Source organism: Hydrogenophaga luteola, from assembly GCF_042648585.1.
Taxonomy (GTDB): Bacteria; Pseudomonadota; Gammaproteobacteria; order Burkholderiales; family Burkholderiaceae_C; genus Hydrogenophaga; species Hydrogenophaga luteola.
Window position 1 is genome coordinate 737,755 of record NZ_JBHRXX010000002.1, and the last position, 23,050, is coordinate 760,804.

Annotated in this window: 27 protein-coding genes and 1 tRNA gene; 4 read left to right on the plus strand and 24 right to left on the minus strand. The window is 66.0% G+C overall.

Annotation, left to right across the window (positions count from 1 at the left end; all coding sequences use genetic code 11):
• Positions 1-14: 14 nt before the first annotated feature.
• From ACFOPI_RS07310 to ACFOPI_RS07345, 8 genes are all read right to left on the minus strand, one after another.
• A complete protein-coding gene (locus tag ACFOPI_RS07310; protein ID WP_382172514.1) occupies positions 15-1,526 on the minus strand; it encodes a tripartite tricarboxylate transporter permease in 1,512 nt (503 codons plus the stop codon).
• A gap of 1 nt (position 1,527) precedes the next feature.
• Positions 1,528-1,974, minus strand: coding sequence for a tripartite tricarboxylate transporter TctB family protein (locus ACFOPI_RS07315; protein ID WP_382172516.1), 447 nt, complete (start codon positions 1,972-1,974; stop codon positions 1,528-1,530).
• Between the two features lie 50 nt (positions 1,975-2,024).
• Positions 2,025-3,011: a tripartite tricarboxylate transporter substrate binding protein gene (locus ACFOPI_RS07320; protein ID WP_382172518.1), complete on the minus strand. Its 987-nt coding sequence runs from the start codon at positions 3,009-3,011 to the stop codon at positions 2,025-2,027.
• 113 nt (positions 3,012-3,124) lie between these two features.
• Complete coding sequence (locus ACFOPI_RS07325; RefSeq protein ID WP_382172520.1) at positions 3,125-4,549, minus strand: sensor histidine kinase; 1,425 nt, start codon at positions 4,547-4,549, stop codon at positions 3,125-3,127.
• On the minus strand, positions 4,546-5,214 hold the full coding sequence (locus tag ACFOPI_RS07330; protein WP_382172522.1) for a response regulator: 669 nt from the start codon (positions 5,212-5,214) through the stop codon (positions 4,546-4,548). Before ACFOPI_RS07330 ends, ACFOPI_RS07325 begins: the two co-directional genes overlap by 4 nt.
• Positions 5,215-5,234: 20 nt before the next feature.
• Positions 5,235-6,038 (minus strand): amidohydrolase family protein, encoded by an 804-nt coding sequence (locus ACFOPI_RS07335; RefSeq protein ID WP_382172524.1) that lies wholly within the window; start codon positions 6,036-6,038, stop codon positions 5,235-5,237.
• The gene (locus ACFOPI_RS07340) at positions 6,035-7,042 is read right to left on the minus strand and encodes a tripartite tricarboxylate transporter substrate binding protein (protein ID WP_382172526.1); all 1,008 of its coding nucleotides are present in this window, start codon (positions 7,040-7,042) and stop codon (positions 6,035-6,037) included. The genes ACFOPI_RS07335 and ACFOPI_RS07340 overlap by 4 nt, the downstream gene beginning before the upstream one ends.
• Positions 7,043-7,052: 10 nt before the next feature.
• Complete coding sequence (locus ACFOPI_RS07345; protein WP_382172527.1) at positions 7,053-7,793, minus strand: GntR family transcriptional regulator; 741 nt, start codon at positions 7,791-7,793, stop codon at positions 7,053-7,055.
• Between the two features lie 368 nt (positions 7,794-8,161).
• Between ACFOPI_RS07345 and ACFOPI_RS07350 the strand changes: the two genes are divergently transcribed.
• Complete coding sequence (locus tag ACFOPI_RS07350; protein WP_382172529.1) at positions 8,162-9,379, plus strand: phage integrase; 1,218 nt, start codon at positions 8,162-8,164, stop codon at positions 9,377-9,379.
• Positions 9,376-9,915, plus strand: a complete 540-nt coding sequence (locus ACFOPI_RS07355; RefSeq protein WP_382172530.1) for a hypothetical protein — start codon at positions 9,376-9,378, stop codon at positions 9,913-9,915. The genes ACFOPI_RS07350 and ACFOPI_RS07355 overlap by 4 nt, the downstream gene beginning before the upstream one ends.
• 234 nt (positions 9,916-10,149) lie before the next feature.
• Here the strand turns inward: ACFOPI_RS07355 and ACFOPI_RS07360 are convergent, their stop codons facing one another.
• From ACFOPI_RS07360 to ACFOPI_RS07395, 8 genes are all read right to left on the minus strand, one after another.
• Complete coding sequence (locus tag ACFOPI_RS07360) at positions 10,150-10,740, minus strand: hypothetical protein (protein WP_382172532.1); 591 nt, start codon at positions 10,738-10,740, stop codon at positions 10,150-10,152.
• A gap of 263 nt (positions 10,741-11,003) precedes the next feature.
• Positions 11,004-12,137: a phage major capsid protein gene (locus ACFOPI_RS07365; RefSeq protein ID WP_382172534.1), complete on the minus strand. Its 1,134-nt coding sequence runs from the start codon at positions 12,135-12,137 to the stop codon at positions 11,004-11,006.
• Positions 12,138-12,484: 347 nt separating this feature from the next.
• Positions 12,485-12,751 carry a hypothetical protein gene (locus ACFOPI_RS07370; RefSeq protein WP_382172535.1) on the minus strand — a complete coding sequence of 89 codons (267 nt, stop codon included), beginning with the start codon at positions 12,749-12,751 and terminating at the stop codon, positions 12,485-12,487.
• 55 nt (positions 12,752-12,806) lie between these two features.
• The gene (locus ACFOPI_RS07375; protein WP_382172537.1) at positions 12,807-13,220 is read right to left on the minus strand and encodes a hypothetical protein; all 414 of its coding nucleotides are present in this window, start codon (positions 13,218-13,220) and stop codon (positions 12,807-12,809) included.
• 159 nt (positions 13,221-13,379) lie between these two features.
• Positions 13,380-15,479: an AAA family ATPase gene (locus tag ACFOPI_RS07380; protein ID WP_382172539.1), complete on the minus strand. Its 2,100-nt coding sequence runs from the start codon at positions 15,477-15,479 to the stop codon at positions 13,380-13,382.
• Positions 15,467-15,772, minus strand: coding sequence for a hypothetical protein (locus ACFOPI_RS07385; RefSeq protein WP_382172540.1), 306 nt, complete (start codon positions 15,770-15,772; stop codon positions 15,467-15,469). Before ACFOPI_RS07385 ends, ACFOPI_RS07380 begins: the two co-directional genes overlap by 13 nt.
• Positions 15,769-16,011, minus strand: a complete 243-nt coding sequence (locus ACFOPI_RS07390; protein ID WP_382172542.1) for a hypothetical protein — start codon at positions 16,009-16,011, stop codon at positions 15,769-15,771. The genes ACFOPI_RS07385 and ACFOPI_RS07390 overlap by 4 nt, the downstream gene beginning before the upstream one ends.
• 234 nt (positions 16,012-16,245) lie before the next feature.
• The gene (locus ACFOPI_RS07395) at positions 16,246-16,437 is read right to left on the minus strand and encodes a helix-turn-helix domain-containing protein (protein ID WP_382172544.1); all 192 of its coding nucleotides are present in this window, start codon (positions 16,435-16,437) and stop codon (positions 16,246-16,248) included.
• Positions 16,438-16,610: 173 nt separating this feature from the next.
• Between ACFOPI_RS07395 and ACFOPI_RS07400 the strand changes: the two genes are divergently transcribed.
• Positions 16,611-16,940 (plus strand): hypothetical protein, encoded by a 330-nt coding sequence (locus ACFOPI_RS07400; RefSeq protein ID WP_382172545.1) that lies wholly within the window; start codon positions 16,611-16,613, stop codon positions 16,938-16,940.
• A 3-nt stretch (positions 16,941-16,943) separates the two neighbouring features.
• Here ACFOPI_RS07400 and ACFOPI_RS07405 read toward each other — a convergent pair whose 3' ends face one another.
• From ACFOPI_RS07405 to ACFOPI_RS07435, 7 genes are all read right to left on the minus strand, one after another.
• Positions 16,944-17,153 (minus strand): hypothetical protein, encoded by a 210-nt coding sequence (locus tag ACFOPI_RS07405; protein ID WP_382172547.1) that lies wholly within the window; start codon positions 17,151-17,153, stop codon positions 16,944-16,946.
• Positions 17,154-17,245: 92 nt separating this feature from the next.
• Positions 17,246-17,473: a hypothetical protein gene (locus tag ACFOPI_RS07410; RefSeq protein ID WP_382172549.1), complete on the minus strand. Its 228-nt coding sequence runs from the start codon at positions 17,471-17,473 to the stop codon at positions 17,246-17,248.
• A 111-nt stretch (positions 17,474-17,584) separates the two neighbouring features.
• Positions 17,585-17,660: transfer RNA gene (locus ACFOPI_RS07415), tRNA-Ala, on the minus strand.
• A gap of 35 nt (positions 17,661-17,695) precedes the next feature.
• Positions 17,696-18,496 (minus strand): OmpA/MotB family protein, encoded by an 801-nt coding sequence (locus tag ACFOPI_RS07420; protein WP_382172551.1) that lies wholly within the window; start codon positions 18,494-18,496, stop codon positions 17,696-17,698.
• Between the two features lie 3 nt (positions 18,497-18,499).
• Entirely contained in the window at positions 18,500-19,300 is an 801-nt protein-coding gene (locus ACFOPI_RS07425) for a motility protein A (protein WP_382172553.1), read from the minus strand.
• A 97-nt stretch (positions 19,301-19,397) separates the two neighbouring features.
• The gene (locus ACFOPI_RS07430; protein WP_382172555.1) at positions 19,398-20,294 is read right to left on the minus strand and encodes an NAD(P)-dependent oxidoreductase; all 897 of its coding nucleotides are present in this window, start codon (positions 20,292-20,294) and stop codon (positions 19,398-19,400) included.
• A gap of 60 nt (positions 20,295-20,354) precedes the next feature.
• Complete coding sequence (locus ACFOPI_RS07435) at positions 20,355-21,068, minus strand: GntR family transcriptional regulator (protein ID WP_382172557.1); 714 nt, start codon at positions 21,066-21,068, stop codon at positions 20,355-20,357.
• 96 nt (positions 21,069-21,164) lie between these two features.
• Between ACFOPI_RS07435 and ACFOPI_RS07440 the strand changes: the two genes are divergently transcribed.
• Positions 21,165-22,052 carry an alpha/beta hydrolase gene (locus ACFOPI_RS07440; RefSeq protein ID WP_382172559.1) on the plus strand — a complete coding sequence of 296 codons (888 nt, stop codon included), beginning with the start codon at positions 21,165-21,167 and terminating at the stop codon, positions 22,050-22,052.
• On the opposite strand, the gene ACFOPI_RS07445 is transcribed toward ACFOPI_RS07440, so the two are convergent.
• Positions 22,045-23,022: a GMP reductase gene (locus ACFOPI_RS07445; protein WP_382172561.1), complete on the minus strand. Its 978-nt coding sequence runs from the start codon at positions 23,020-23,022 to the stop codon at positions 22,045-22,047. The genes ACFOPI_RS07440 and ACFOPI_RS07445 overlap by 8 nt on opposite strands.
• Between the last annotated feature and the right edge of the window lie 28 nt (positions 23,023-23,050).

Sequence of the window (23,050 nt, forward strand, 5' to 3'; positions counted from 1 at the left end):
CCGGCCTCTGCGGTTCAGGCCTGAACCTGGACGGCGGCCCGCTGGCGGGTCCACCACCGCAACGCCACCGGCACCACCAGCATCAGCACGGCCGCGGTCCACAGGCCGATGGTGATGGGGCTGCCCACCAGGATGGCCGCGTCGCCGTTGCTGATGGACAGGGCGCGGCGGAGGTTCTGTTCCATCATGTCGCCGAGCACGAAGCCCAGGATCAGCGGCGCCATGGGCACCCCCTGCTTGCGCAGCAGATAGGCGGCAAAGCCGAGCGCGGTCATCAGCACCAGGTCGAACGTGGTGGCGTGCACCGCGTACACGCCCACGCTGCTGACGGCGACGATGCCGGGCACCAGCAGCCAGTTGGGCACGCTCAACACCTTGGTGAACACGCCCACCAGCGGGATGTTCATCACCAGCAGGATGACGTTGGCCAGGAACAGCGAGGCGATCAGGCCCCAGACCAGGTCGGGCTGCTGGGTGAACAGCGCCGGGCCAGGCGTGATGTTGTAGAGCGAGAGCGCGCCCACCATCACCGCCGTGGTGCCCGAGCCGGGCACGCCCAGCGTGAGCATGGGCACGAAGGAGCCGGTGGCGGCCGAGTTGTTGGCCGCCTCGGGCGCGGCCACGCCACGGATGTCGCCCTTGCCGAAGGTGCCGTCCTTGTCGGTCAGGCGCTTTTCCATCGAGTAGGTCATGGCACTCGCGATGGTGGCGCCGGCCCCCGGCAACACGCCGACCACAAAGCCCACCACGCTGGAGCGCACGGTGCCCCACCAGGTGTGTGCCAGCTCCTTGAGGTTGAACAGCATGCGCCCGGTCTGCGTCACCAGGCCGGTGCTGCTGTGGTGCTCCTGCAGCATCAGCAGCAGCTCGCTGATGGAAAACACGCCGATGACCACCACCACGAACTGGATGCCGTCGGACAGGTGGATGTCGCCACCGGTGAAGCGGTATACGCCCGAGTTCGAATCCAGCCCGACGCAGGACATGGACAGGCCGATGATGGCGGCCAGACCGGCTTTCACCGGTGCGTCGCCCATCAGGCCGGCGATGCAGGCGAAGGCGAAGCACATGAGCGCGAAGTACTCGGCCGGCCCGAAGGACAGCGCCCAGCTGGCCAGCAGCGGCGCGAACAGCACGATGCCCAGCGTGGCGATCAGCGAGCCCACGAAGGAGCTCCAGGCCGAGATGGACAGCGCCACGCCGCCCAGGCCCTGGCGCGCCATGGGGTAGCCGTCGAGCGCGGTCATGATGGCGCCCGCGTCACCCGGCACGTTGAGCAGGATGGACGAGATGCGGCCGCCGTATTCGCAGCCGATGTAGACCGCGGCCAGCAGGATCAGCGAGGTCTCGGGCGGTAGCTTCATGGCAAAGGCCAGCGGCATCAGGATGGCCACGCCGTTGATGGGGCCCAGGCCGGGCAGCAGGCCGACGATGGTGCCGATGAAGCAACCGACCGCGGCGATCAGCAGGTTGGTGGGGCTGAGTGCGACGCCGAAGCCCGCCACCAGGTGTTGCAGGATGTCCATGTCAGCTCCCTCCGAGCAGGGCCGCCAGCGGGCCGGCGGGCAGCACCACGTCGAGCACTTTGTCGAACAGCAGGTAGAGCACCCCACCCAGCGCGGCGCCGCCGATGAGCGACTGCTTCCAGCTGCCACCGAAGGCCATGCCCACGGGCACCGCCATCAGCGCGGTGGCCAGCGGAAAACCCAGCCACTGGAACAGCAGCGCGTACGCCAGCACGGCGGCCGCGCACAGCGCAGTCGGGCCCCAGGGCACGCCGCGGAAGGCCTCGGCGCCGGCACTGGGTTTGAGCACCAGCCACAGGCCCGACAGGCCCAGGCCACTGGCCAGCAGCAGCGGAAACGCGCGCGGGCCGACGGGTTCGTAAGAGATGGCGGCGGCGTAGTCTTGCGCGGCCCAGGCCATGGCGGCGGACGCGACAACACACACCGCGCCGAGGGCGCGGTCACTCATAGGGGACTCCGGTGGGGAAAGGGGCGGGGCCTTGGCAGGCCCCGCGGGCGTCACTTGGCCGGGACGACGTTCAGGCCGAACTCTTCGGCCAGCTTGCGGTAGCCGGCCACCTGCTTCTTGACGTAGGCGTCCAGCGGCGCGCCAGTCAGGGCCATGGGGAACAGGCCGCGTTCGTTGCGCAGCTTGTCGTAGGCGGGCGTGGCCATCAGCTTGTTGAAGGTGTCGACCCAGACCTTGTAGTCGGCGTCGCTGACCTTGGGGCCCACGTAGAAGCCGCGCACGATGGGCCAGTCCACGTCAAAGCCCTGTTCGGTCGCGGTGGGGATGTTGGCCATGTCGCCGGGCAGGCGCTTGTCGTTCATCACCGCCAGGATGCGCACCTTGGCGCCGGCCTTGATCTGCTGTCCGGCTTCGGCGGCGTCGCCGGTGAACACGTGGATGTGGCCGCCCTGCAGCGCGGTCAGCGCCTCGCCGCCACCTTCAAAGGCCACGTAGCGCATGGTCTTGGGGTTGACGCCCCCGGCGCGGGCCACGAGGGCGGCCTTCATCCAGTCCTGGCTGCCCACGGTGCCACCCGCGCCCAGCACCACCTTGGTCGGGTCGGCCTTCATGGCGGCCATCACGTCCTTGAGGGTCTTGAAGGGCGAGTTCTCGGCCACCACCACCGCGCCGTAGTCGGTGCCGATGGCGGCGAGCCAGCGCACGTCGTTCTCGGTGTAGCGGCCGAACTTGCCCTGGGCCAGGTTCAGCAGCGAGCCGCCGGAGAACGCGACGATGGCGTTGGCCGCGTCGGGCTTCTGGGCAATGACGGTGTTGTAGGCCACGGCGCCGATGCCGCCGGGCATGTAGGTCACGCGCATCGGGTCGGCGATGAACTTGCCCTCCTGCAGCGCGCTCTGCACGAGTTTGCAGGTCAGGTCGAAACCGCCACCGGGTTTGGCCGGCGCGATGCACTCGGTTTTGTCGAGCGGGTTGGCGAAGGCGGTCAGGGCAGAGGCCGCGACGGCAGCGGCGGCGAGTTTGAAGGCGAAGTTCATGACGGTGTCTCCTCGGGTGGGGTAAAGCCACGCAGCACAGGCGCTGCGGTGAGGTCACTGTAGAAACCGGGCACTTTCAGCGCGCTTTCAGGAAACCGGCCCAAAACACCGGGTTAACCCGGGGAGGTCTCGGACGCCCGCGCGGCGGGCAGTGTGATCGTGACGGCCAGCCCGCGGCCCTCGGGCCCCGCGCTCACCGCCATCTGCCCGCCGTGCCGCTGAGCCACCGTGCGCACGATGGCCAGGCCCAGGCCGGAGCCGGGCAGGGCGCCGCCCCGGCCACGGAAGAAGCGTTCTCCGGCGCGTGCCATCTCGTCGGGCGGCAGGCCCGGGCCGTCGTCCACCACCGCCAGCCGCACCGCGACATCCGCTTGCCCGCGCACCACCAGCGTCACGTGGCAGCCGGCGCCGCCGTGGCGGATGGCGTTGTGCAGCAGGTTCGCCAGCGCTTCGCGCAGCAGGTCGGCCTCGCCACTGAGCGGCAGCGGGCCGTCGGGCGCGTCCAGGCCCAGGTCCACGCCCTGTTCGCGCGCGGGGCCCCACCACTGGCGCACCAGGGCCTCGGCAAGTGCCACCGCGTCGAAGGGCTGGCGTTGCGGCGGCGCGCTGTCGGCGCGGGCCAGCGACAGCATCTGGTTGGTCTGGCGGATGGTTTCGTCCAGCTGCTCGCGGATGGTCTCCAGCACCTGGCGCTGCGCGGCCGGGTCGGCCTCGCGCTGCGCGTAGGCGACCTGGGTGGCGAGTGTGGTCAGCGGCGTGCGCAACTGGTGCGAGGCGTCGTCGATGAAGCGGCGGCGTGCCTCGGTCTGCTCGCGGTGGCGGTCGATGTGGTGGTTGATGGCCTGCACCAGCGGCCGCACCTCGGCCGGTGCGCCGGTGTCGTCCACGGGGGTGAGGTCCTGTGGGTCGCGCGCATCCACCTCTTGTCGCAAGCGGTCCAGCGGGCGCATGGCCCAGGCGATGGCCAGCGCCAGCAGCCCGGTGGCGACCAGCATCAGCAGGATGTCGCGCGCCAGCGACTGCAGCACCAGCGCACGCCGAAAGTCATTGCGCGCTTCCAGCGTCTCGGCCACCTGGATCACCACGCGTTGCGGCCCGCTGTGCCCGGCCAACGGCGGGTTCAGTTCGCGCGCGTAGCTGCCCACGCGCACCGCCTGGCCAAGGTAGTCGCTCTCGTGGAACTGGGGTTGGCCGGTCTTCAGCGGCCGGGGTGGGGCGGGCAGGTCGGCGCTGCCGATCTCGACCAGGCCGTCTTCGGTGGCCACGCGGTAGAACACCTGACCTTGTGCGGTGAGTTCGAAGAACTCGAGCATGCGGTAGGGCAGCTCCACACCGATGCCGCCGCTGGCGGTGGAGATGCTCGAATCGATGGACTTGACCGCGCCCAGCAGGGAGCGGTCGTAGGCCGCGTCGGCAGCGTCGCTGGCGGTGCGCCAGCCCAGCCAGAGCTCGCCCGCGATCACCACGCCCAGGCCCGGCAGCAGAAGCACCAGCAGGAAGCGGCGCACGCTGGCGCGGGCCCACCCGAGCGCCGTCACGGCGTGCTTTCGAGCTGATAGCCCAGCCCGCGCAGGGTGGCGATGCGCACCGGCGAGGCTTCCAGCCGCTTGCGCAGGCGGTGGATCAGCACCTCGATGGCCTCGGGGCTCACGTCCTGCTCGTCGGAGAACACACGCTCCAGCAGCTCGCGCTTGGACAGCGGCTCACCCGGATGCTGGATGAGGGCGCGCAGCACCGCGTGCTCGCGCGGCGTGAGGCTCAGCACCTCGTGCTGCAGGCGGAACTGTTTGGCCACGCTGTCGTAGCTCAGCGGCCCGCAGGCAAAGCGCGGGTGCTCCTGCCCGCGCGAACGGCGGATCAGCGCGACCAGCCGCGCTTCGAGTTCAGCCATGTCGAAGGGTTTGGCCAGGAAGTCGTCGGCCCCGCCGTGCAGGCAGTTGACCCGTTCCATGAGCGAATCGCGCGCGGTGAGGATGAGCACCGGCAGGCGCTCGTCCGCCTCGCGCAGGTCGGACAGCACGTCGTGCCCGCCCAGGCCGGGCAGGCCCAGGTCGAGGATGAGCGCGTCGTACTTCGTGGCTTTGAGGCTGCGGCGCACCAGGCGGCCGTCGTTCACCCAGTCGACCTGGAAGTCGTTCTGGCCCAGGGCCTTGACCAGCCAGGTGCCCAGTTCGGTTTCGTCTTCGGCGAGCAGGATGCGCATGGCGCGAGTCTCTCCTGTGCTCAGGCGTAGAGCAAGGCACCAGCCGCGCGCACGGCGGCGGCGCGCGTTTCGCCCAGCGCCTGTACCACCGGTTGCCAGACGCTGGAATAGGGTGGCAGTGCTTCGGGTGGAAACGCGGTGTGTGGCCAGTCGGACCCCCAGACCAGGCGTTCGCCCATCGTCTGCGCCACGTGGCGGATGTGGGCATGCAGCACGTCGTACGGTGCGCTGGCCTGCAGCCGGTACCAGCCCGAGAGCTTGACCCAGGCGCCCTGGTTGGCCAGGCGCTGCAGGGCGGCCCAGGCGGGGTCTTCGGTGCCGATGCCCACGTGCAGGCCGGCCAGGTGGTCGAGCACGGCGGCGAGGCCACTGCCCTCGTGTAAATCGGCGATGGTGGCGAGCTGGTCATGCCGCGCGTACCACTGCACATGCCAGCCGCGCGCCGCCAGCCGCGGCGCGAGCGCGCGAAAGGCCTCGGGTCCGTTGCCCACGGGCGAGACCAGGTTGAAGCGCACGCCGCGCACTCCCAGACGGTGCATGTTGTCGAGCTCGGCGTCGGTCACCGCTGTGTCCACCACGACCACGCCGCGGTGGCGGCCAGGCCGGCGCGCAAGCGAGCGCATGATCAGCGTGTTGTCGGTGCCGTAGACGCTGGGCTGCACCAGCACAAGGTGGCCCACGCCCAGCGGCGCCGCGGCCTGTTCGATCTCGCCCAGGTCGCGCAGCACCGGCCGGTAGTGCCCGGCCTGCGCCGGGTGGGTGGGGGTGAACACGTGTATATGGCAGTCCCAGCCCGGCGGGACGGGGTTCGTGTGCGGGCTCATCCGGTGGTGATGTTGCGTTCCTTGATCACCTTGGCCCACAGCGCCTGCTGGGCCGCAATGAAATTGCCGGCGCTCTGCTGGCTGGTGTCGGCGAATACGTCGCCGCCCAGCTGGCGAATGCGGCCCAGCACCTCGGCGTCGTCCAGCGCCTTGCGGATACCCGCCACCAGGGCGGCCTTCGCATCCGCCGGCAGCCCGGCGGGCGCCAGGATGGGGTTCCACTCCAGCACCTCGTAGCCGCTGACGCCGGCCTCGGCCATGGTGGGCACGTTCGGCAGCGAGCGGGCGCGCAGCCGGCTGGTCACGGCCAGCGGACGCAGCTTGCCCGCCTTGATGTGACCCAGCGACGACGCGACGTTGGCGAAGAACAGCGGCACCTGGCCGCCCATCACATCGTTCATGGCCGGACCGCCGCCGCGGTAGGCCACGTGGGTCAGGTCCACACCCGCGCGCTGCTCAAACAGGGCTCCGGCCAGGTGCTGGGCCGAGCCGTTGCCGGACGAGGCGTAGTTGAGCGGCTTGGCCTTGGCCAGGCGGATCACGTCCTTCACGCTTTGGGCTTCGAAGCTGGGTGTGCACACCAGCACGTTGGGGAAGGTGGCCAGCACGGCCAGCGGCGTGAACGCCGTGGCGCTGTCGTACGGCAGCTTGGGGAAGAGCGAAGGGTTGACCGCGAAGGACGAGGCGTCCAGCAGCAGCACGCTGCCGTCGGGTGTGGCGCGAGCCACATGGCCGGCAGCCAGCTGGCCGCTGGCGCCGGCCTTGTTTTCCACCACCACGGTCTGGCCCAGAGCGGCTTCGAGCTTGGGCGCGATGGTGCGGGCCATGAGGTCGGCGCCGCCGCCGGGCGGGTAGGAGACGACCAGCGTGATCGGCTTGCCGCCGGCGACTTTGCCTTGCGCGTGGGCACCGATCCAGGGCGTGGCCAGAGCCGCGCCGGCCGAGGCGATCAGGTGGCGGCGCGAGGGCATCCAGCCCTGGGAGAGCGTGTTCGGGTGGGCCATGGGGGTTCCTTCAGGTGATGTGGACGGAGTAGTGGAAGGCTTGGGCGTCGCCGCGCGTGGTCCGCAGCTCGACGCAGCGGCCCGAGAGGTCGTAGGCCGAGCGCTGCACCTGCGCGCAGGGGTGGCCGGCCGGCAGGCCCAGGTGGCGGGCCTGTGCAGCGCTGAGCTGCCCGAAGCCGATGTCGTCCAGCGCGCGGTGGATGTGCACCTGCACCTTGCGCGCGAACATGGGGTAGAGCAGATCGTCCCAGGTGGTCAGGTCGTCGTCGGCCAGCGGTGCGAACAGGTCCAGCGGCAGCCAGAGTTCTTCGAACAGCCGGGGCTGATCACCCATGAGGCGCAGGCGGTGGATGCGCAGCACCGGTTCCCCGGCGCCGATGCCCAGCGCGCGCGAGACAGAGACCGGTGCGTTCACGCGGCTGCGCTGCAGGATGCGGGAGGCGGGCACCTCGCCGGTGCCGCTGTCGAACCGGAAGAAGCGCAGCATGGACGCACCGGCCAGCCCCTGGCGCACGAAGGTGCCGCGGCCGTGGATGCGTTCGATGAAACCTTGCTCCACCAGCAGCTCCAGCGCGCGGCGCATGGTACCCAAGGCCACGCCGTGTTCCTTGGCCAGCTGGCTTTCGGCGGGCAGGGCCGAGCCTGGCGACCACTCGCCCGCCACCACACGCGCCCGCAGCGCCTGCGCCAGCGTGGCGTAGCGGCTGACCCCCGGTTCGGAGGACGTGATCAGTCGAAGTGTGTTGTTCATGACTTTGAACTCTAGTCCTCTATAGGACTAGGCGATAACGGGAAAACCCTGAGTGGGCGCTCAGGTGTGTGCTGCGTCCCGGTGCGGTTTCGAACGGGCAAGAAAAAAGCCCGGAGGCCTGGGTGCCTGAGGGCTCTTGGAAGTCCGGATGGTTCTGGGACGATCCGGCGGGGTCTTGTGGTGGAGACGAGGAGGATCGAACTCCCGACCTTCGCATTGCGAATGCCTTTTTGTCTCCCGGCAAGTTGTTGATTTATCGCGTAAGTGATTGATCTTTAAGGGGATTGATATACGGCGGTATATCGCAGGACACCCCCAGACACTATCATTTGCACTTGCACTGCACTTGCGTTTGATGGAACAACGGCATGCGTAACACCCCGCGCCCGAGACTCACGGCCAGCAGCTTGAAAAGCGCACAACCCGAGGACAAGCCCTATGAGCTGGGCTCCGACCGTTCCCCCGGCTTGCTGCTCCGTGTGGAGGCGTCCGGCACACAAACCTTCTGGGTGCAGGTGGCGCGCGGCAAACGGCACAAGCTGGGCAACGCCCGCACGCTCACTCTAGCCCAAGCCGAGGACCGTGCACGGCGCGTGCTGGTGGACCCTGACGCATTCATCCGCGACAAGCACAAGGCCGACAGCCTGGACGACTTCCTAGACAAGCACTACACCCCATGGGCCAAAGCCCACCACAAGACCGGCGAGTCCACCGGGAGGCGCGTGAAGTCCGTGTTCGGCCCCAAGTTCTGCGCCCAGCGGCTTGAGGAAATCACAGTGCCAGCGCTTGAAAAGCACCGCACCACACGGCTGAATGCTGGGCTTTCCGATGGAACCGTGAACCGTGACCTTGCCGCGCTCAGTGCCGTGCTGAGCAAGGCCGTTGAGTGGGGTGCGCTGGAGGCAAACCCCGTGCACAAGGTCAAACCCATGAAGCTCTCGAACGAGCAGGTACGGTTTCTGTCCGATGCGGAGCAGCGGCGCCTTCTGGACGCACTCAAGGCCCGGGATGCCACCATGCGCACCAAACGGGCCAGCGCGAACCATTGGCGCAGCAAGCGCGCACGGGCCACACTGCCCACGATGGGAGTGTTTGCGGACCACCTGACGCCGTTGGTGCTGCTGTCCATGCATACGGGCATGCGACAGGGCGAAGCGTTTGAGCTGCGCTGGGAGGATGTTGACTTGGACCGCCGCATCCTCACCGTGCGGGGCAAGGTCGCCAAGAGCGGCAAGACGCGCCACATACCGCTGAACACCACGGCCATAGAAGCGCTGGAGACGTGGCAAGAGATAACAGAACGTGATGCGGGGCTGGTGTTCCCCGGCAAGGTGGAAGGCAAACCGTTTGACAACGTGAAGAAGGCATGGGCCGGGTTGCTGGAAGACGCCAAGATCGAGGGCTTCCGTTGGCACGATCTGCGCCACGACTTCGCCAGCCGTTTGGTTATGGGTGGCGTGGACCTGAACACGGTGCGTGAACTGTTGGGCCATGCTGATATCAAGATGACGCTGCGCTATGCCCACCTCGCGCCGGAGCACAAGGCTGCAGCCGTCGAGAAGATTGCCATGGGGGGCTGGAAATGACCACCGAGCAGGACAAACGGCGCAAGGCGGCAGCGGCAAGCAAGGTCGTACAGGCGCTGGCGCAGGTGGTTGTAGCGGGCAGGGCAGGGCAACCCCCCGCACCCGACGCGTTGGACGTGCTGGCGACCGCATTGCAGGCCCTGCAGGACGGTGCAGACCCCGGCAAGGTGTTGGGGCTTAAGCGCGCCACGGCAGGCAAGCCACCCGGCGGCAAGGAACTGGAGGCACGAGCCGTGCGTCGCATGCTGGAGCTGCGGAACCAGCGTCTGGACTTGTCAGATGCCAAGGTCGCCGAGTTGGTAGCGGCCGAACTCGGCGTAAATCCCGACACCCTGTACGACAACTGGTGGGTTGGGAAAGGCAAGAAGAACCAGAAGGTGGACGACCGCGTGGAACGCACCTACGGTAAGAAGGTAGTCAAGAGGACTCCGTTGCGCGTCCGGCTGGAGCGCGAGCAGCAGGATGACGCACACGATGCGGCAGAACCGCCAGCCATCCCAGACAGGCCCGACGCATCGGAAGACTTCAGAGACTAGGCGACAGACGCACTGCAGTACCGCAGAAACAACAACGGGAGCACAAAGCCCCCGTGTGTTTTAAAATGCCAAGCGGGACGTGCATCCCGCTCAGCGGTTAAGTTCTTGAGATGGTCTTCTTCATCACCAGTCCTTTCCGCTTGTTCAAACCGACAAGCTCGGTAGTCTGTCCAAGACCAACTTGCACACTGAGGGCCGGGTGTTGACGCATCCGGCCTTCGCCATTTCTAGTGTTCATTGTTCTTGCGCCAGTGCTTTGATGAATGCGCAAAGGCGTTCCGCTTCCTGTTTGCTGAGGTCGCGAGGAATCTTTACCTGAGCAAGAAAATCCGGGCGCAGTGGGAACGGGATATCCAATGCTGATTCGCTTGGCTGCATGTTCTGTTGTGGGCTGGGTGATGGGGTATCACGGGGCGACTCTGGGTCGTGTAGAAGCCGTGTCCTTTTCCGTGTTGGGAAAGGCATAGATACCTGCGAGATGGGGATCGTCTCCACTTTCGTTCGTTGTGTTGAAAGCTTGTACCCATCCGGATTCTTTGTGTAGGCAAGAAATTCTTGGATTGCGATCTTTGCCCGCTGTCCGTACACTCGCAAAGAATCCTGCCGAAGCGCATTGCTCGGGCTGTTTTGGATGCTACTTGTGAGTGCATCGACGTTGATACTGCTCACGTCAGCGTCTGGCGCTACATCCGCAAGAATTTTTCGCACAGCAGCGCGCCACGAGCCGACTGTGTTTGGGTTGGCTTCACCGAAGAGAATCTGCGTCTCAAGAAAGCTCTCAAGGGCCGCTTTAGAGGTGTTTCCGCTGGGTGGATTTTCGTGCATGTCTGGATTCTAATCTTTCCTTCCATCTTTTGTCTTCTGAATGGAAGGAATCCGACGGACGGCATCTGTCGACTCTGTAGAAACATCAAGACCCCGTGCCGGGGGGACAGCACGGGGCCTCTTTGCCTACCGTTTGCGCCAGCCCCGGCGTAGTCCCGAGGGTGAGGCATCACCTGCATGTGACGCTGGCTGCACCGTAGCTGCTGGGGGAACCCGGACGGCGCTACACCGGGCAATGGACGGACGTCAGCCGCCCCCAGCGCTTAGAAGCTGCCCACGCGGAACGCCTTGGGCCGGTACACGGTGAGCGCCAGACGCTCTTCGCACAGCACCGTCGCCATGTTCTTGACGAAGTTGTTGCCGTCCTCGTAACTGATCTGGATGCTGGCTTGCTCGCGGTCCCACACCTGCGCACCCATGGCGAACGAGCCCACGCAGAACTCGCCCTCGTCGATGGCCGTGCTGGCGACCACCGGCACACCCCAGATGTTGGGCACTGTTGCGCTGCCCGGACTGCCCAGCAGGTACTGACCGTTGTCGTCCTTGGTGAGCTGCATGGTCGCCCAGTCCTGCGGGTGCACCAGCACACCGTCCGCCAGCATTTCGTCCTCGGCCAGTGCTGCGAACACGCGCAGGATGGTGTCCAGGCGGGTGTCACCCGAGACGTAAGTCGGCGCGGCAACGTGCTGCCCGGTGGCGAGGATGCCTTTCAGGTTTGCACCCGTGCCGTCGCCGGACAGGATTTGCAGGTCTTCCTTGACCTTGAGGCCGTGCATCAGACGGGTGTTCAGGTACGAGGCCATCTGCTGCGAGTCGGCCAGCACCTGCTTCGAGACCGGAATCCAGTGCGCCAGCGTGCGCACCGGGGCTTCCTCCAGCGTGAACGTGATCCCCGATTCGGGCTTGACCACGTTTTCCGTTGCGGGGCTGGCGTACTGGGGACCGGCATTGTTCGTGAACACGTTTTCACGCGTGAACTCCACGAGGTTGTTCGCCGTGGTGCCCACGGGCAGCAGGTCACGCACGCGGGCCATGCGCATCGGATTGGCCACGATGCCCGGCACCCGCATAGCGGGGCTGAGCACTTGCCCATCCGTGACGATGGCCGCTTTGCTGGCCGACAGCATGCCCGCAGGCAGGTCGATGCGGCAGCTCTTGCCGTTGCCCGACAGCATGGACTTCAAGTTGTCCGACTTGAGCACGTAGTCACTGAGGCTGTCGCCGGTCTTGCCGTGGGCAGGCGCCTTGAGGCCCTTCTGCTCCAGCGACACCAGCCGGTCGCCCAGCTCGGCCATCTTTTCCGAGGTGCGCTCGGTGTACTCGGAGAAGTTGGAGTTCAAGCCCTTGAGCACTTCTTCCATGAGGTGGCGGACTTCCGCCTTTTCAGATGCAAGCATTTCGATTCCTTTGAAGGTGAAGAGGTTTGGCGCCGTACCGCTTCATCCACACAGGCTCCCCCCGGCGAAATGTGCTTGAACGACTGTGCCCGGCCCGCCCCATCGGCATCCCGCAAACGAGGCAGCACCGTGCATGCCGCACACGCTAAGGAAACGGCGCAACACGGGCCGATACCGACGCTTTGCGGGGTGGCCGTGTGGGCCCTTTGGGCCGTGGGGTGAGGGGTAGGGCTCGGGGTGGCCCCAAAAACCGAGCCACGGCCTGATTTCCCGACCCGGCGCTCCCCTTTTGGGCAACAAAAAGCCCCCATGCGGGTGCCGGCACTGGGCGGTCTAGTGCTTTGGTATCAGTGCGCCGTGGGTGGGGGCGTGGTGGCCGACAGCAACGGGTGCCGTGTGCCGTGGGGGTCCAGCACGTACAGCGTGACGGTCGGGCCGCTTGCGGCCAGCAGCACATCGGCCCCCGGCGTGCCGCCTGCGGCCAGCAGTGCATCGAACCGTTGGACTTGTTCAGACGTGAGGCCTTCGAGCCAACGGGCGAGCGTGATGCCGGATGCTTGGAGCAGGGAGTTCACCGCTTCTGCGGTGTTGGCGGGGATGGTGTTCGTGTTCATGGATCAACTTTCGGTTTTTTCAAATCGTTTTGTGCAAGCAAAGGGGAAGAGGCGGTTACGTAGATGGCATCTTTTGCACTTTGGACTCACCCCTCCCTAGCAGGCGCCGCATCAGTTCGCGGTCCCGTTCGCGCCGTGTGCTTCGTGCGCGCTTCCCAACCCGCCGGTCTGTGCGCTCGATGTGTTCAAGCAGATCAAGCAAGCGGGGCGCCGGATCAGGCATTGACCAGAAGGCCACATAGCCCGGTGCACTCAGCGGCACGCCAATGAGCGCCGCAGCCGCGTGGATGGTGTTGTGCCCGTGGCCGTGTTGCTTCATGTGCTCCAGTGCGTCCTGCCGTGGCAGTGCGCCACGATGCAGCAGCAGGTAGAGGTCCACCGTTGCCCGGTAGATAGCCCATTGCTTTGGGTGCTTCGCCGCATTGGTATTCCCGTTGCGTGCTGTGTTGATGTGCCGTGTGTTGAGCATGGCGGTGTGTCCTTTCTTGATTGCTGGCTTCCCCCCCCCGCTGCCCCTACCTACCGCCCGCCCGCACCCTACATAAAAGTAGGGTTGCGGGGGGTGGTGGTTTTTACCTGCCGCGCGGTTGGTTTTGCGGTGGGTTGCGGTGGGTGCGGTTGGTTGGTCCTATCCCGTCACGAAGGCAACCCCTTTCGGTGTCAAGGTGTAGGGCTTTGCCTGCCCGTTTTTCACCTCGGGCACCGTCAGGTAGCCCTGCGCAATGCACCAGTCCACGACCCCGAGGCTGTCGGTGTGCTTCCTGAACACGTCCACACTCACGGCGCTGGCCTTTGCGGTGTGGTTCGGCTGCATGTGCAAGTACTCCAGCAGCTCATGGGTCGCCATGTCCAGCTTTCGCTCACGTTCTTCCTGCTTCTGCTGCGCCTTGGTTTCTGCCACCTCAAGCGGTGAAAGCTGGGCTATGTCCGTGGGTACCAGCAGCGGCCCCTTGCGCTCAAAGACATGCACCCCGAGTGATTCCGAGTAGTTGTGCTTGACGTGCTTGAACACTGCGTAGCGGCCCACCGTTTCGTGGGTTGCAGGCAGGCCATACGCAGGCGCGTCCTTCTGGGGCATGCTCACCAGCACGGCAACAGAACGGGCGTAGTCACCGAAGGAAGACGCACCCCGCAACGAGCCCTGATGGATGTCTTCAAGAGAAGCCCAGAGGGCCGTCTTGTGCATGTGGTGCAGCATCAAAATCGCGCAACGGGCCTCGGCAGCGGCTCTCCCCATGGCTTGCATGAACTGCGCAATTTCACCTGGACTGCTTTCTTCAAGGTGGTGCGCATAGGCCACGGGGTCAATCACCAGCAAGCGCACGCGCTGTTCTTTCAGCAGCTTTGTGAGCCAGCGCAGCCGCTCGGTGGCTTGTGCCGCGCCGAACCTCCCGTCCTTCTGCATCAGGGTCCAGCTTGCGGCTTGATCCGCCACAGGTGCAATGCGCAGGTTCTTGTAGACCAGTGCCGTGTCGTAGAGCATGCCCTCCACGCTGTTGGAAAGCGCCGCGTACATGGCATGGATACGGTTATGGAACGTCTGTGCGTCGTCCTCGTAGGACAAGTACATGCAACGCATCGGCTTGTTCGCCGTGAAGGGACCAAACGAACTCCCGGTTGCAGCGGCCAGCAGCACACGCAACGCAAGCGAACTCTTGGACACACCGCCCGGCCCCGCCAACACGGTGACCTTGCCCACCGGGGCAAGCCCACGGATAGCGAACTCTGTCGGGGTAGGGTCCGTGTCGAGCATGTGCCCGATAGCCGTCCCGTCCCAGAATGTTTCCGGTTCTTCCAGTTCGGCCTCGGTGTCGGCGTTCTCTTCAGTCGCGGCAAGGTGCCCGTTTTCACGCAGCCAGTTCACCAGCGTGCGATACGTCAGGTGCGGTTTGCCGCCTTCATCGGGCGCCGTGTCCAGGCAGTGCGCAGCGGGGCGCGGGTTGCCGTCGTGGTGGGCTTCGTAGTAGACAGTCTGCGTGCTGGTGCCGTCGCCTGCGGTGGGCTTGCCGTGTTCCGAGTCCCAAGGACACGTGATGTAGTGCTTGCCCTTGTGCGCGGCATCCTCGCGCAGGTACAGCCCGGCCCGCTGCAGGGCGCGCAGCACTGGGTCAATGTGCTCGTCCGGGATGTCTGCTGGCGCGTCCTTGGTGGGCTTGCCGGACGGGGCAAAGCGTGTGCCCGTGTTGCGCCACGTCTTGGGGGCTTTACCGTCCACCGTCGCGGGCAGGAACATGGGCTGCGACAGCACCCACGATTCGGATGCGCACCAGTCGGCCACACCAGCAAGGGCGGCGGCCTCAAGCGTGGCGGTGCGCAGCGTGTCAGCATCGGCGGGCAATGGCTTTGCCAACGGCAGAACGATGCGATACCGGGGCTTCGCCGTTTCGTGGCTGGCCGTGGTGTACAGCCAGAACTCCACTCCCTGCCCCTTCAACGCGGCGGAAACCACTTGGGGCCGTGGTGGCTGCTTCTTCGCGTCTGCGGGCGCTTCAATATCGAGCGTCAGCATCGTGCGTTCAATCACATTGCTGTCGTGCCGTTTGCCGCTGACGACACCGCCCACAAAGTACGGCAACCCCTTCTTGGATTCGGGGCTGTTGTCAGGGATCGGCGTGGGTTCTTCCCACTCGTGCACGAACGCGGCCAACGACGCGTATTCCGCAGTCTTTGGGCGCGTGTTCATCACACCTCCTTGCGCCACGGCCACGCGGATTTTCATTTCGTCCATGACTCGATACCTCCAGTAGGCATGTTCTGTGCGATGGCGGGCAGCACTTGTTCCATGACCCGCGTGTATGCGTCCATGTGGGCATCCAGCACGCCAGCAAGGGGCACAGACGGCGACCACACCACTGACACGGCGCCGGGTATCGAACGGCTCTGCTTAACCGTGAAGCAATACCCACTGTCACCCAGCCGGTGCGGCCCCGACACCACGGGGTTCTTGAGCCGTGGGGGTGGCGTGCGGCCAGCCGTGCGCGCCTCGAAGTGCTGGCGCAACGATTCGGCGAAGCGGCTCATGCGCGGGCTCCCTTCACGGGCTTGATGGTGTTGCGCTCGATGACAGCCAGGACGGCGGCCTTTGGGTAGAAGTAGCGCCCACCCAGCAGGGTCACGGGCACCCCTTCGCGGCTCATGATTTCCCGGGCCGTGGCGTTGGTGCTGCCACCTAGCATCGCGCCCACTTGGGCAGACGTGAGGAACGATTCATTGGCGGCGGGTTGGGCGCGCTGGGCGAGCGCTGTCTTGCGTTGCGACATGGCTTGAAGTCCTTTCGGTTGGAGCCACCACTGCGGCGGCTGTTGCGATTCAGTGTGGGTCCAGTGGCTGGCAAGGTCCGGAACTTTCTGGACCGTACCGATTGGTATTTCTGAATGTGTTGCTACAGAAAGATGAGCTAAGTGCTCGGACAGCTCCAGGATTACGAGGGATGGCATGGCGTAAAAAATCCCCCGGGCGCTGTGGGCACGCGGGGGTGTTTGGTCCGTGTGGGTTCAGTTGCTGGCGCGCTCGCGGGCTGCGGCGAAGCGGTCAAGCTCGGTCACGCGAATCAGGCGGCGGCGCCCCACCTTCAACGTGCGGAGTTGGTCTGAACGGATGAGCCTGTAGATCGTCATGCGCGACAGCCCAAGGCGCTGCACTGCGTCGTCAACAGAAACGGTGATAGGTGGGTTGCTGGGGGCCATTGCGGTTCCTTGTGTGTCACCGCGATAGGTAGCGGTACAGGGGTGCATTTGGCCGTTTGTCGCCGTGTGTGCCAACGGCGCAAATCGCACCAATTACCACCCCCTAAAACAAGGCCTCGGCCGGTGTGGCTGGCTATGATCAAAAACGCACCTCTTGCCGTTACGCCGACAACATGAAATACCTGCTCGCATCTGTACTTGTGCTCACCTCCGGGGTGGCTCAATCCTTCTGCATGGAACCCAGACCCCCGCGTGTGTCTGTGTTTGTCGTTGAGCCCTCGGTGCCGCACTGCCTTTCCGGGTACCGGTTCAGTGGCAGGCATTCGTGCTCGCGCTTTGACCTTGACGGGTATCGGAACGACGTAGAAAGCTACCTGCGGCAGATGAAGGAATACGCAGAGGAATCGCGAGCTGCTGCCTTGAAGTACGCGAACGAGGCGCAGGAGTACGCGATGTGTCAGGCGAACAAGGCCGTGGAGGAGTACAACTCGGCGTTCAAGTAGAGGTCACTCGCCCAGCACGGTTTTCTTGCTGCGCGTTTTGGGTGGTTGGGCATACACACGGCCAAGCCACTCCCATCCGTTTTTGGTTGCCGTGTGGCGGCTGCACGCCGCATAGGTGCCGTCTGACGTGGCTGCGATGCCTGGATTGCTGCGACCCGAATCCAGCGCGGCTTGGAAGGCGTCTGCCGGGTCTGCGTAGGTGGTGGGCTGCATGTTGAACTCCAGTGGTGTTGCGATGACTGAAGTTTCAGGAAGCGGTCGGGAGGCTCGCAAGAACAAACTCGGCTCTTGAAGGCGAAACCTTCTTACCGCCTGTTGTTTTTGCGGGGCACCCACGGGCGGGCGTTGCGCACGTCTTGTAGCCATTCCAGCGCATCGGCTTGCAGGATGTACCGCCTGCGCCCCAGCAAGAAGAACGGCGGTGCGGGCTCCTGCCGTGCAATCAGCTCAAGCGTGGCGGGTGGCAGCCCCAACACTGCGCACAACTCGTCGAATGTCCAGGCGGGTTTGGAGAGGGTGGTGGGCAGGTTCACGGGAACCCCAAAAGACAAACGGCCCGCATGGGGCCGTCTGGATTTGCACTTGCACTGCACTTGCGTCGGTTGATCTGGTTGCCAGTATCTCGCGTAAGTGGTTGATTTTATTGGTGGAGACGAGGAGGATCGAACTCCCGACCTTCGCATTGCGAACGCGACGCTCTCCCAGCTGAGCTACGTCCCCACAAACGAGCAAAATTTTATCAAACCGGGGCGGCCTCAGCGCGCCTTGTCGGTGGATGACGGTGTCCGCTCCATCGTCAGCTCCACGCGCCGGTTGTGCACCCGGTCGACCGGGTTGTCGCGCGAGCCCAGGGGGCGTGTGTCGGCGAAGCCGCTGGCCTGCACGCGCTGCGGCGCCACGCCCCGTTCGATCAGATAGCGCGCCACGGCGGCCGCGCGCCCGGTGGAGAGTTCCCAGTTGGAAGGGAAGCGCTCGTTCTGGATCGGGATGCTGTCCGTGTGGCCTTCGACCACCAGGCGCAGGTTCGGGTCGCTGTTGAGCAGGGGGATCAGGCGGTCGAGCACGGGTAGACCACCGGTGGCCAGGCTGGCCGCGCCTGACTCGAAAAGGATCTCGCTACTGATGCGAAAGCGCACCGCATCGTCCGTCATGACGATCTCCACGTCCGCGCCCAGCTGGTCCAGTGGCAGGCCGTTGAGGGTCTTCGGGGTTAGCGCGGCGGCGGGCGCCGCAGACGCTTCGGGCGAGGTCGGCGGTACCGCGGGCGGCACGATGCTGCCGCTGGGGTAGGGTGCTCCGGGCACCGGTCCGCTGCTATGCGCGGACGCACCGTCTTCGGCCCGCTGGCTGTCCTTGTCCTTGCCGGGGCCCGCGAAAGCCAGCAGCACCACCATCAGCACCAGGATCAGCGTGATCACATCCAGGTAGGTGATGAGCCAGCCTTCCTCTTCCACCTCCACGCGGGAATCCACATGCCAGCGGCGGTAGCGGCCGACGGCCGTGGACACGCGGGGCTGGCGTGCAGGGGAGGGTCCGGTCTGCGAAGTGGCGGCCATGGTTCAGCGGGTGGCCGGGCGTGGGGTGCCCCGGCGGTCGTAGATTTCGTCGTCGTACTGGGCCACGAAGGCCTTGAGCGTCTCGCGCATCAGCGAGGGGCTGCGGCCCACACACATCATCGAGATGCCTTCAAGCACCATGTTCATCAGCACCAGGCGCTGCTCGGTGCGGCGCTCCAGCTTCACCGCGATGGGCTTGAACACAAGGTTGGCCAGCAGCACGCCGTAGAAGGTGGTGACCAGGGCAATCGCCAGCTGCGAGCCGATGGCCCCCATGTCACCACCGCCGACCAGGTCCATCAGGTTGATCAGGCCCAGCAGCGTGCCCAGCATGCCGAAAGCGGGTGCGTAGCTGGCCATGACCCGGAACAGCTGTGCCTCGGCCGCTTCGCGCTGGCGCAGGTGTGCGATGCGCCACTGCAGCAGGTCGATGATTTCCTCCTCGGGCGTGCGGTCGATCACCAGCTGCACGCCGGTGCGTAGGAAGGGGTTGGTCACATGGGTCAGCGCCTTCTCCACCGCCTGCAGGTCGCCCTGCACCCAGAGTTTGGAGAGGCCGACCAGTTCCTCGATGTCGTGTTTGGTGTTGAGCTTTTCCTCGCGCATTACCTGGGAGACCAGGTGGACCACGCGCAGCACCTCGCGCAGCGGGTAGCTCAGGAAGGTGGCCGCCAGCGTGCCACCGAGCACGATGGCGATGCTGGGGGCGTCGATGAAGTTGCCCGGCTTGTCGGAGCCGAACAGCAGGATGACGGCCATCAGCGCCACGCTGGCCACCATGCCGATCAGGGTGGACGGGTTCACGCCAGGGGTTCCTCGGGATTGCGGTGCATACCCTGGAGATTCTCGGCAGGCCAGCGCCTGCGGAGGGGGAGATAAGGGGGGGAATTTCCCTCTTGATTCAGTTCATCCCGTTCCTGCTGGCGAGCTCCATGAACAATGCCGAATGGTCCAGGTCGGCCAGGCCGTGGTCGGCGGCCTGGGCGAACAGCTGCTCGAACAGGCCGGTGATGGGGGCATCGAAGCCGATTTCGCTGGCGGTGGTCAGTGCGTTGCGCATGTCCTTGAGTTGGACTGAGATGGCGCCGCGCTTGGCGAAATCGCGGTCGACCATGCGCTGGCCGTGCACCTGCAGGATGCGGCTGTCGGCAAAGCCGCCGCTGATGGCTTGCTTCACCTTGCCCATGTCGGCGCCGCCCTTCTCGCACAGCAGCAGAGCTTCGGCCACGGCGCCGATGGTGATGCCGACGATCATCTGGTTCGCCAGCTTGGCCAGCTGCCCCGAGCCGTGCGGCCCGACGTGGGTGGCGCGGCCGAACGTGGCGAAAACCGGCAGGGCGCGCTCGAAGTCGGCGGGTTTGCCACCGGCCATGATCGCCAGGCTGCCGGCCTCGGCGCCGACGGTGCCACCCGAGACGGGCGCATCCAGGTGGTGGACGCCCAGCGCGGCCAGGCGCGCCGCGTGGTCGCGCGCCTGGCGCGGCTGGATGGACGACATGTCGATCACCAGGTTGCCCGGGCGCAGGCCGTCGGTCGTGCCCTGGGCGAACAAGACGTCTTCGACCACGCGGCCGTCTTCGAGCAGGCAGACCACGATGTCAGCGTTCGCCACCGCGTCGGCCGGGCGGTCGAACACCTGGGCGCCGAAAGGCTGCAGGCGCTCGGCCTTGGCGCGCGAGCGGTTCCAGGCGGTGACGCGGTGGCCGGCTTCGCACAGGCGGCGGGCCATGGGGAAGCCCATCATGCCGATGCCCAGCACGGCGATGGACAGAGCAGGGGTGGTGGAAGCGGAGGTCATGGACTCGGGGGAAGAAAAAATGCGGTTTCCGGGAGTGTCCCGGAAACCGCATGAAGTGGTTCAACGAACCACGGAGTTGTTCGGAGTCTGCGCGCTGGCAGCGGGTGCTGCCTGGGCGCCCAGGTAGAGGCTGGCCTGGTGGCTGTGTTCGCGCATGAGGGCCTCGGCGCGTGCCACGTCGCCCTGACCCACCGCCAGTGCGATCTCGGCGTGTTCGTCCCAGACCGGGTCGCGCAGGCTGTCGTGCCGCAGGGCCTCGCCCATGGCGCGGCGGATGTGGTGCCAGTGCAGCAGGGCGCTCTGCTCGATCAGCGGGTTGGCCGAGGCTTGGTAGAGCGCGCGGTGGAAGGCCAGGTCGGCGTCGATCATGGCCTTGATGTCGCCCGCGTCCACGGCCTGGCGGCCCTGTTCGATCAGCGCCGGGTCGATGTGCGCACGGCGCTCCGCGGCCAGTCGGGCCGCCAGGGTGTCCAGCGCACCCCGCACCTCGTACACCTGCGCGATCCAGGCCGGGTCCAGCGGCGTCACCTGCAGGCCGCGGCTGCGGCCGGCGTTGCCCGCCAGCGGCGCGTCCTGCACGAAACCGTCGCGCTTGAGCAGGCGCAGCGCCTGCATCACGGGCTGGCGCGACACCGCCAGCCGCTCGGCCAGTTCCTCCTGCGTGACCCGCTGCCCGGGCGCCAGCGCACCGGCGCTGATGGCGTCGAGCAGGGCGCGGTAGACCTGGTCGACCAGGTCGGGTGCGGTTTCGAGTCGCAGCAGCTGAGAGGTCATGGCAAGGTATTTTGTACACTGTATACAGAATACGTCAAGCCAGCCCGTTCGAGGCTGTCAAGGGCCTGACGCTCGCGCGTGACACAATTTCCCGCCATGAACACGCCCCTCCCAAACGACCCGGCCTGGCTTGACGCCCAGTACAACAACCGCGCCCTGGTGCCGGACCACGCGCAGTATTTCGAACGCTGGGCACGGGACTCGAAAGCCGCACGCGAGCAGCTGGTCTGCCTGCCCGACCTGGCCTACGGGCACGGGCCGGGCGAAACGTTGGACCTGTTCCCGGCGCAGCGCCGCGACAGCGACCCGCTGGCGCCGGTGCTGGTGTTCATTCACGGCGGCTACTGGCGCAGCCTGGACAAGTCGGACCACAGCTTTCTGGCGCCGGCCTTCGTGAAGCAGGGCGCCTGTGTGGTGATCCCGAACTACGCGCTGTGCCCGGCGGTGACGATTCCCGAGATCACGATGCAGATGGTGCAGGCGCTGGCCTGGACCTACCGCCACATTGCGGTGCACGGCGGCGATCCGCGGCGCATCTCCATCGTCGGCCACTCGGCGGGCGGGCACCTGGCTGCGATGCTGCTGGCCTGTGAATGGGAGCGCTTTGCGCCTGATCTGCCCGAGGACCTGGTCTACAACGCGCTGTCCATCTCCGGCGTGTTCGACCTGGAGCCGCTGCGCCACACGCCGTTCCTCAAGGACTCGCTGCGCCTGACGCCCGAACAGGTGCGCATGGCCAGCCCGGCCTGGTTGCCCAAGGCGCCGCCCGACACCGAAGAGGAGCGAGGGGTGTTGCTGAGCGTGGCCGGCGGTGACGAGAGTGCCGAGTTCCAGCGCCAGGCCTGCCTGATCCGCGAGACCTGGGGTGAGGCCGTGGTGCCGATCTGCGAGCTGCTGCCGGGTTTGAACCACTTCAGCGTGCTCGAAGCGCTGATCCAGCCGCGCCACCGGCTGAATGACCTCGCGCGCCAGCTGCTCACATGAACAGGTGCTCGCCGGCGTTCTCGCCGCCGAGGATCACGTAGTTCACCTTCTTGAGGTCGGTCAGCTGCGTGCCGCCGGCGTAGCTGATCGAACTCTGCACGTCTTCCTGCATCTCGCGCAGCGTGTCGGCGAGCTGGCCCTTGATGGGCTCGAGGATGCGCTTGCCCTCGACGTGCTTGTACTCGCCCTTGTTGAAGTCGCTGGCCGAGCCGTAGTACTCCTTGTAGCGCTTGCCGTCGACCTCGACCGTCTGGCCCGGTGATTCTTCGTGGCCCGCGAACAGCGAGCCGATCATCACCATGGTGGCGCCGAAGCGCACGCTCTTGGCGATGTCGCCGTGGTGGCGGATGCCGCCGTCCGCGATGATGGGCTTGGTCGCCACGCGGGCGCACCACTTGAGCGCCGACAGCTGCCAGCCACCGGTGCCAAAACCCGTCTTGAGCTTGGTTATGCAGACCTTGCCCGGGCCGACGCCCACCTTGGTGGCATCGGCGCCCCAGTTCTCCAGGTCGATCACGGCCTCGGGTGTGGCCACGTTGCCGGCGATCACGAAGGCTTTCGGCAGCTTTTTCTTGATGTGCTCGATCATCAGGCGCACGCTCTCGGCATGGCCGTGGGCGATGTCGATGGTGATGTAGTCGGCGCCCACGCCGTCGGCGGCCAGGCAGTCGATCACCTCGTAGTCCGGCGCTTTCACGCCCGAGCTGATGGAGACGAACAGTCCCTTCTCGCGCATGCGCTTCGCATAGGCCACGTTGTCCAGGTCGAAGCGGTGCATCACGTAGAAGTAGCCGTTGGCGGCCAGCCATTCGCTGATGGACTCGTCCAGCACCGTCTTCATGTTGGCCGGCACCACCGGCAGCTTGAAGCGCCGGCCGCCGAATTCGATGGAGGGGTCGCACTCGCTGCGGCTTTCCACGCGGCATTTGCGCGGCAGCAGCAGGATGTTGTCGTAGTCGAAGATTTCCATGTGGGCCTTTCAGTCACCCCGCGGTGGG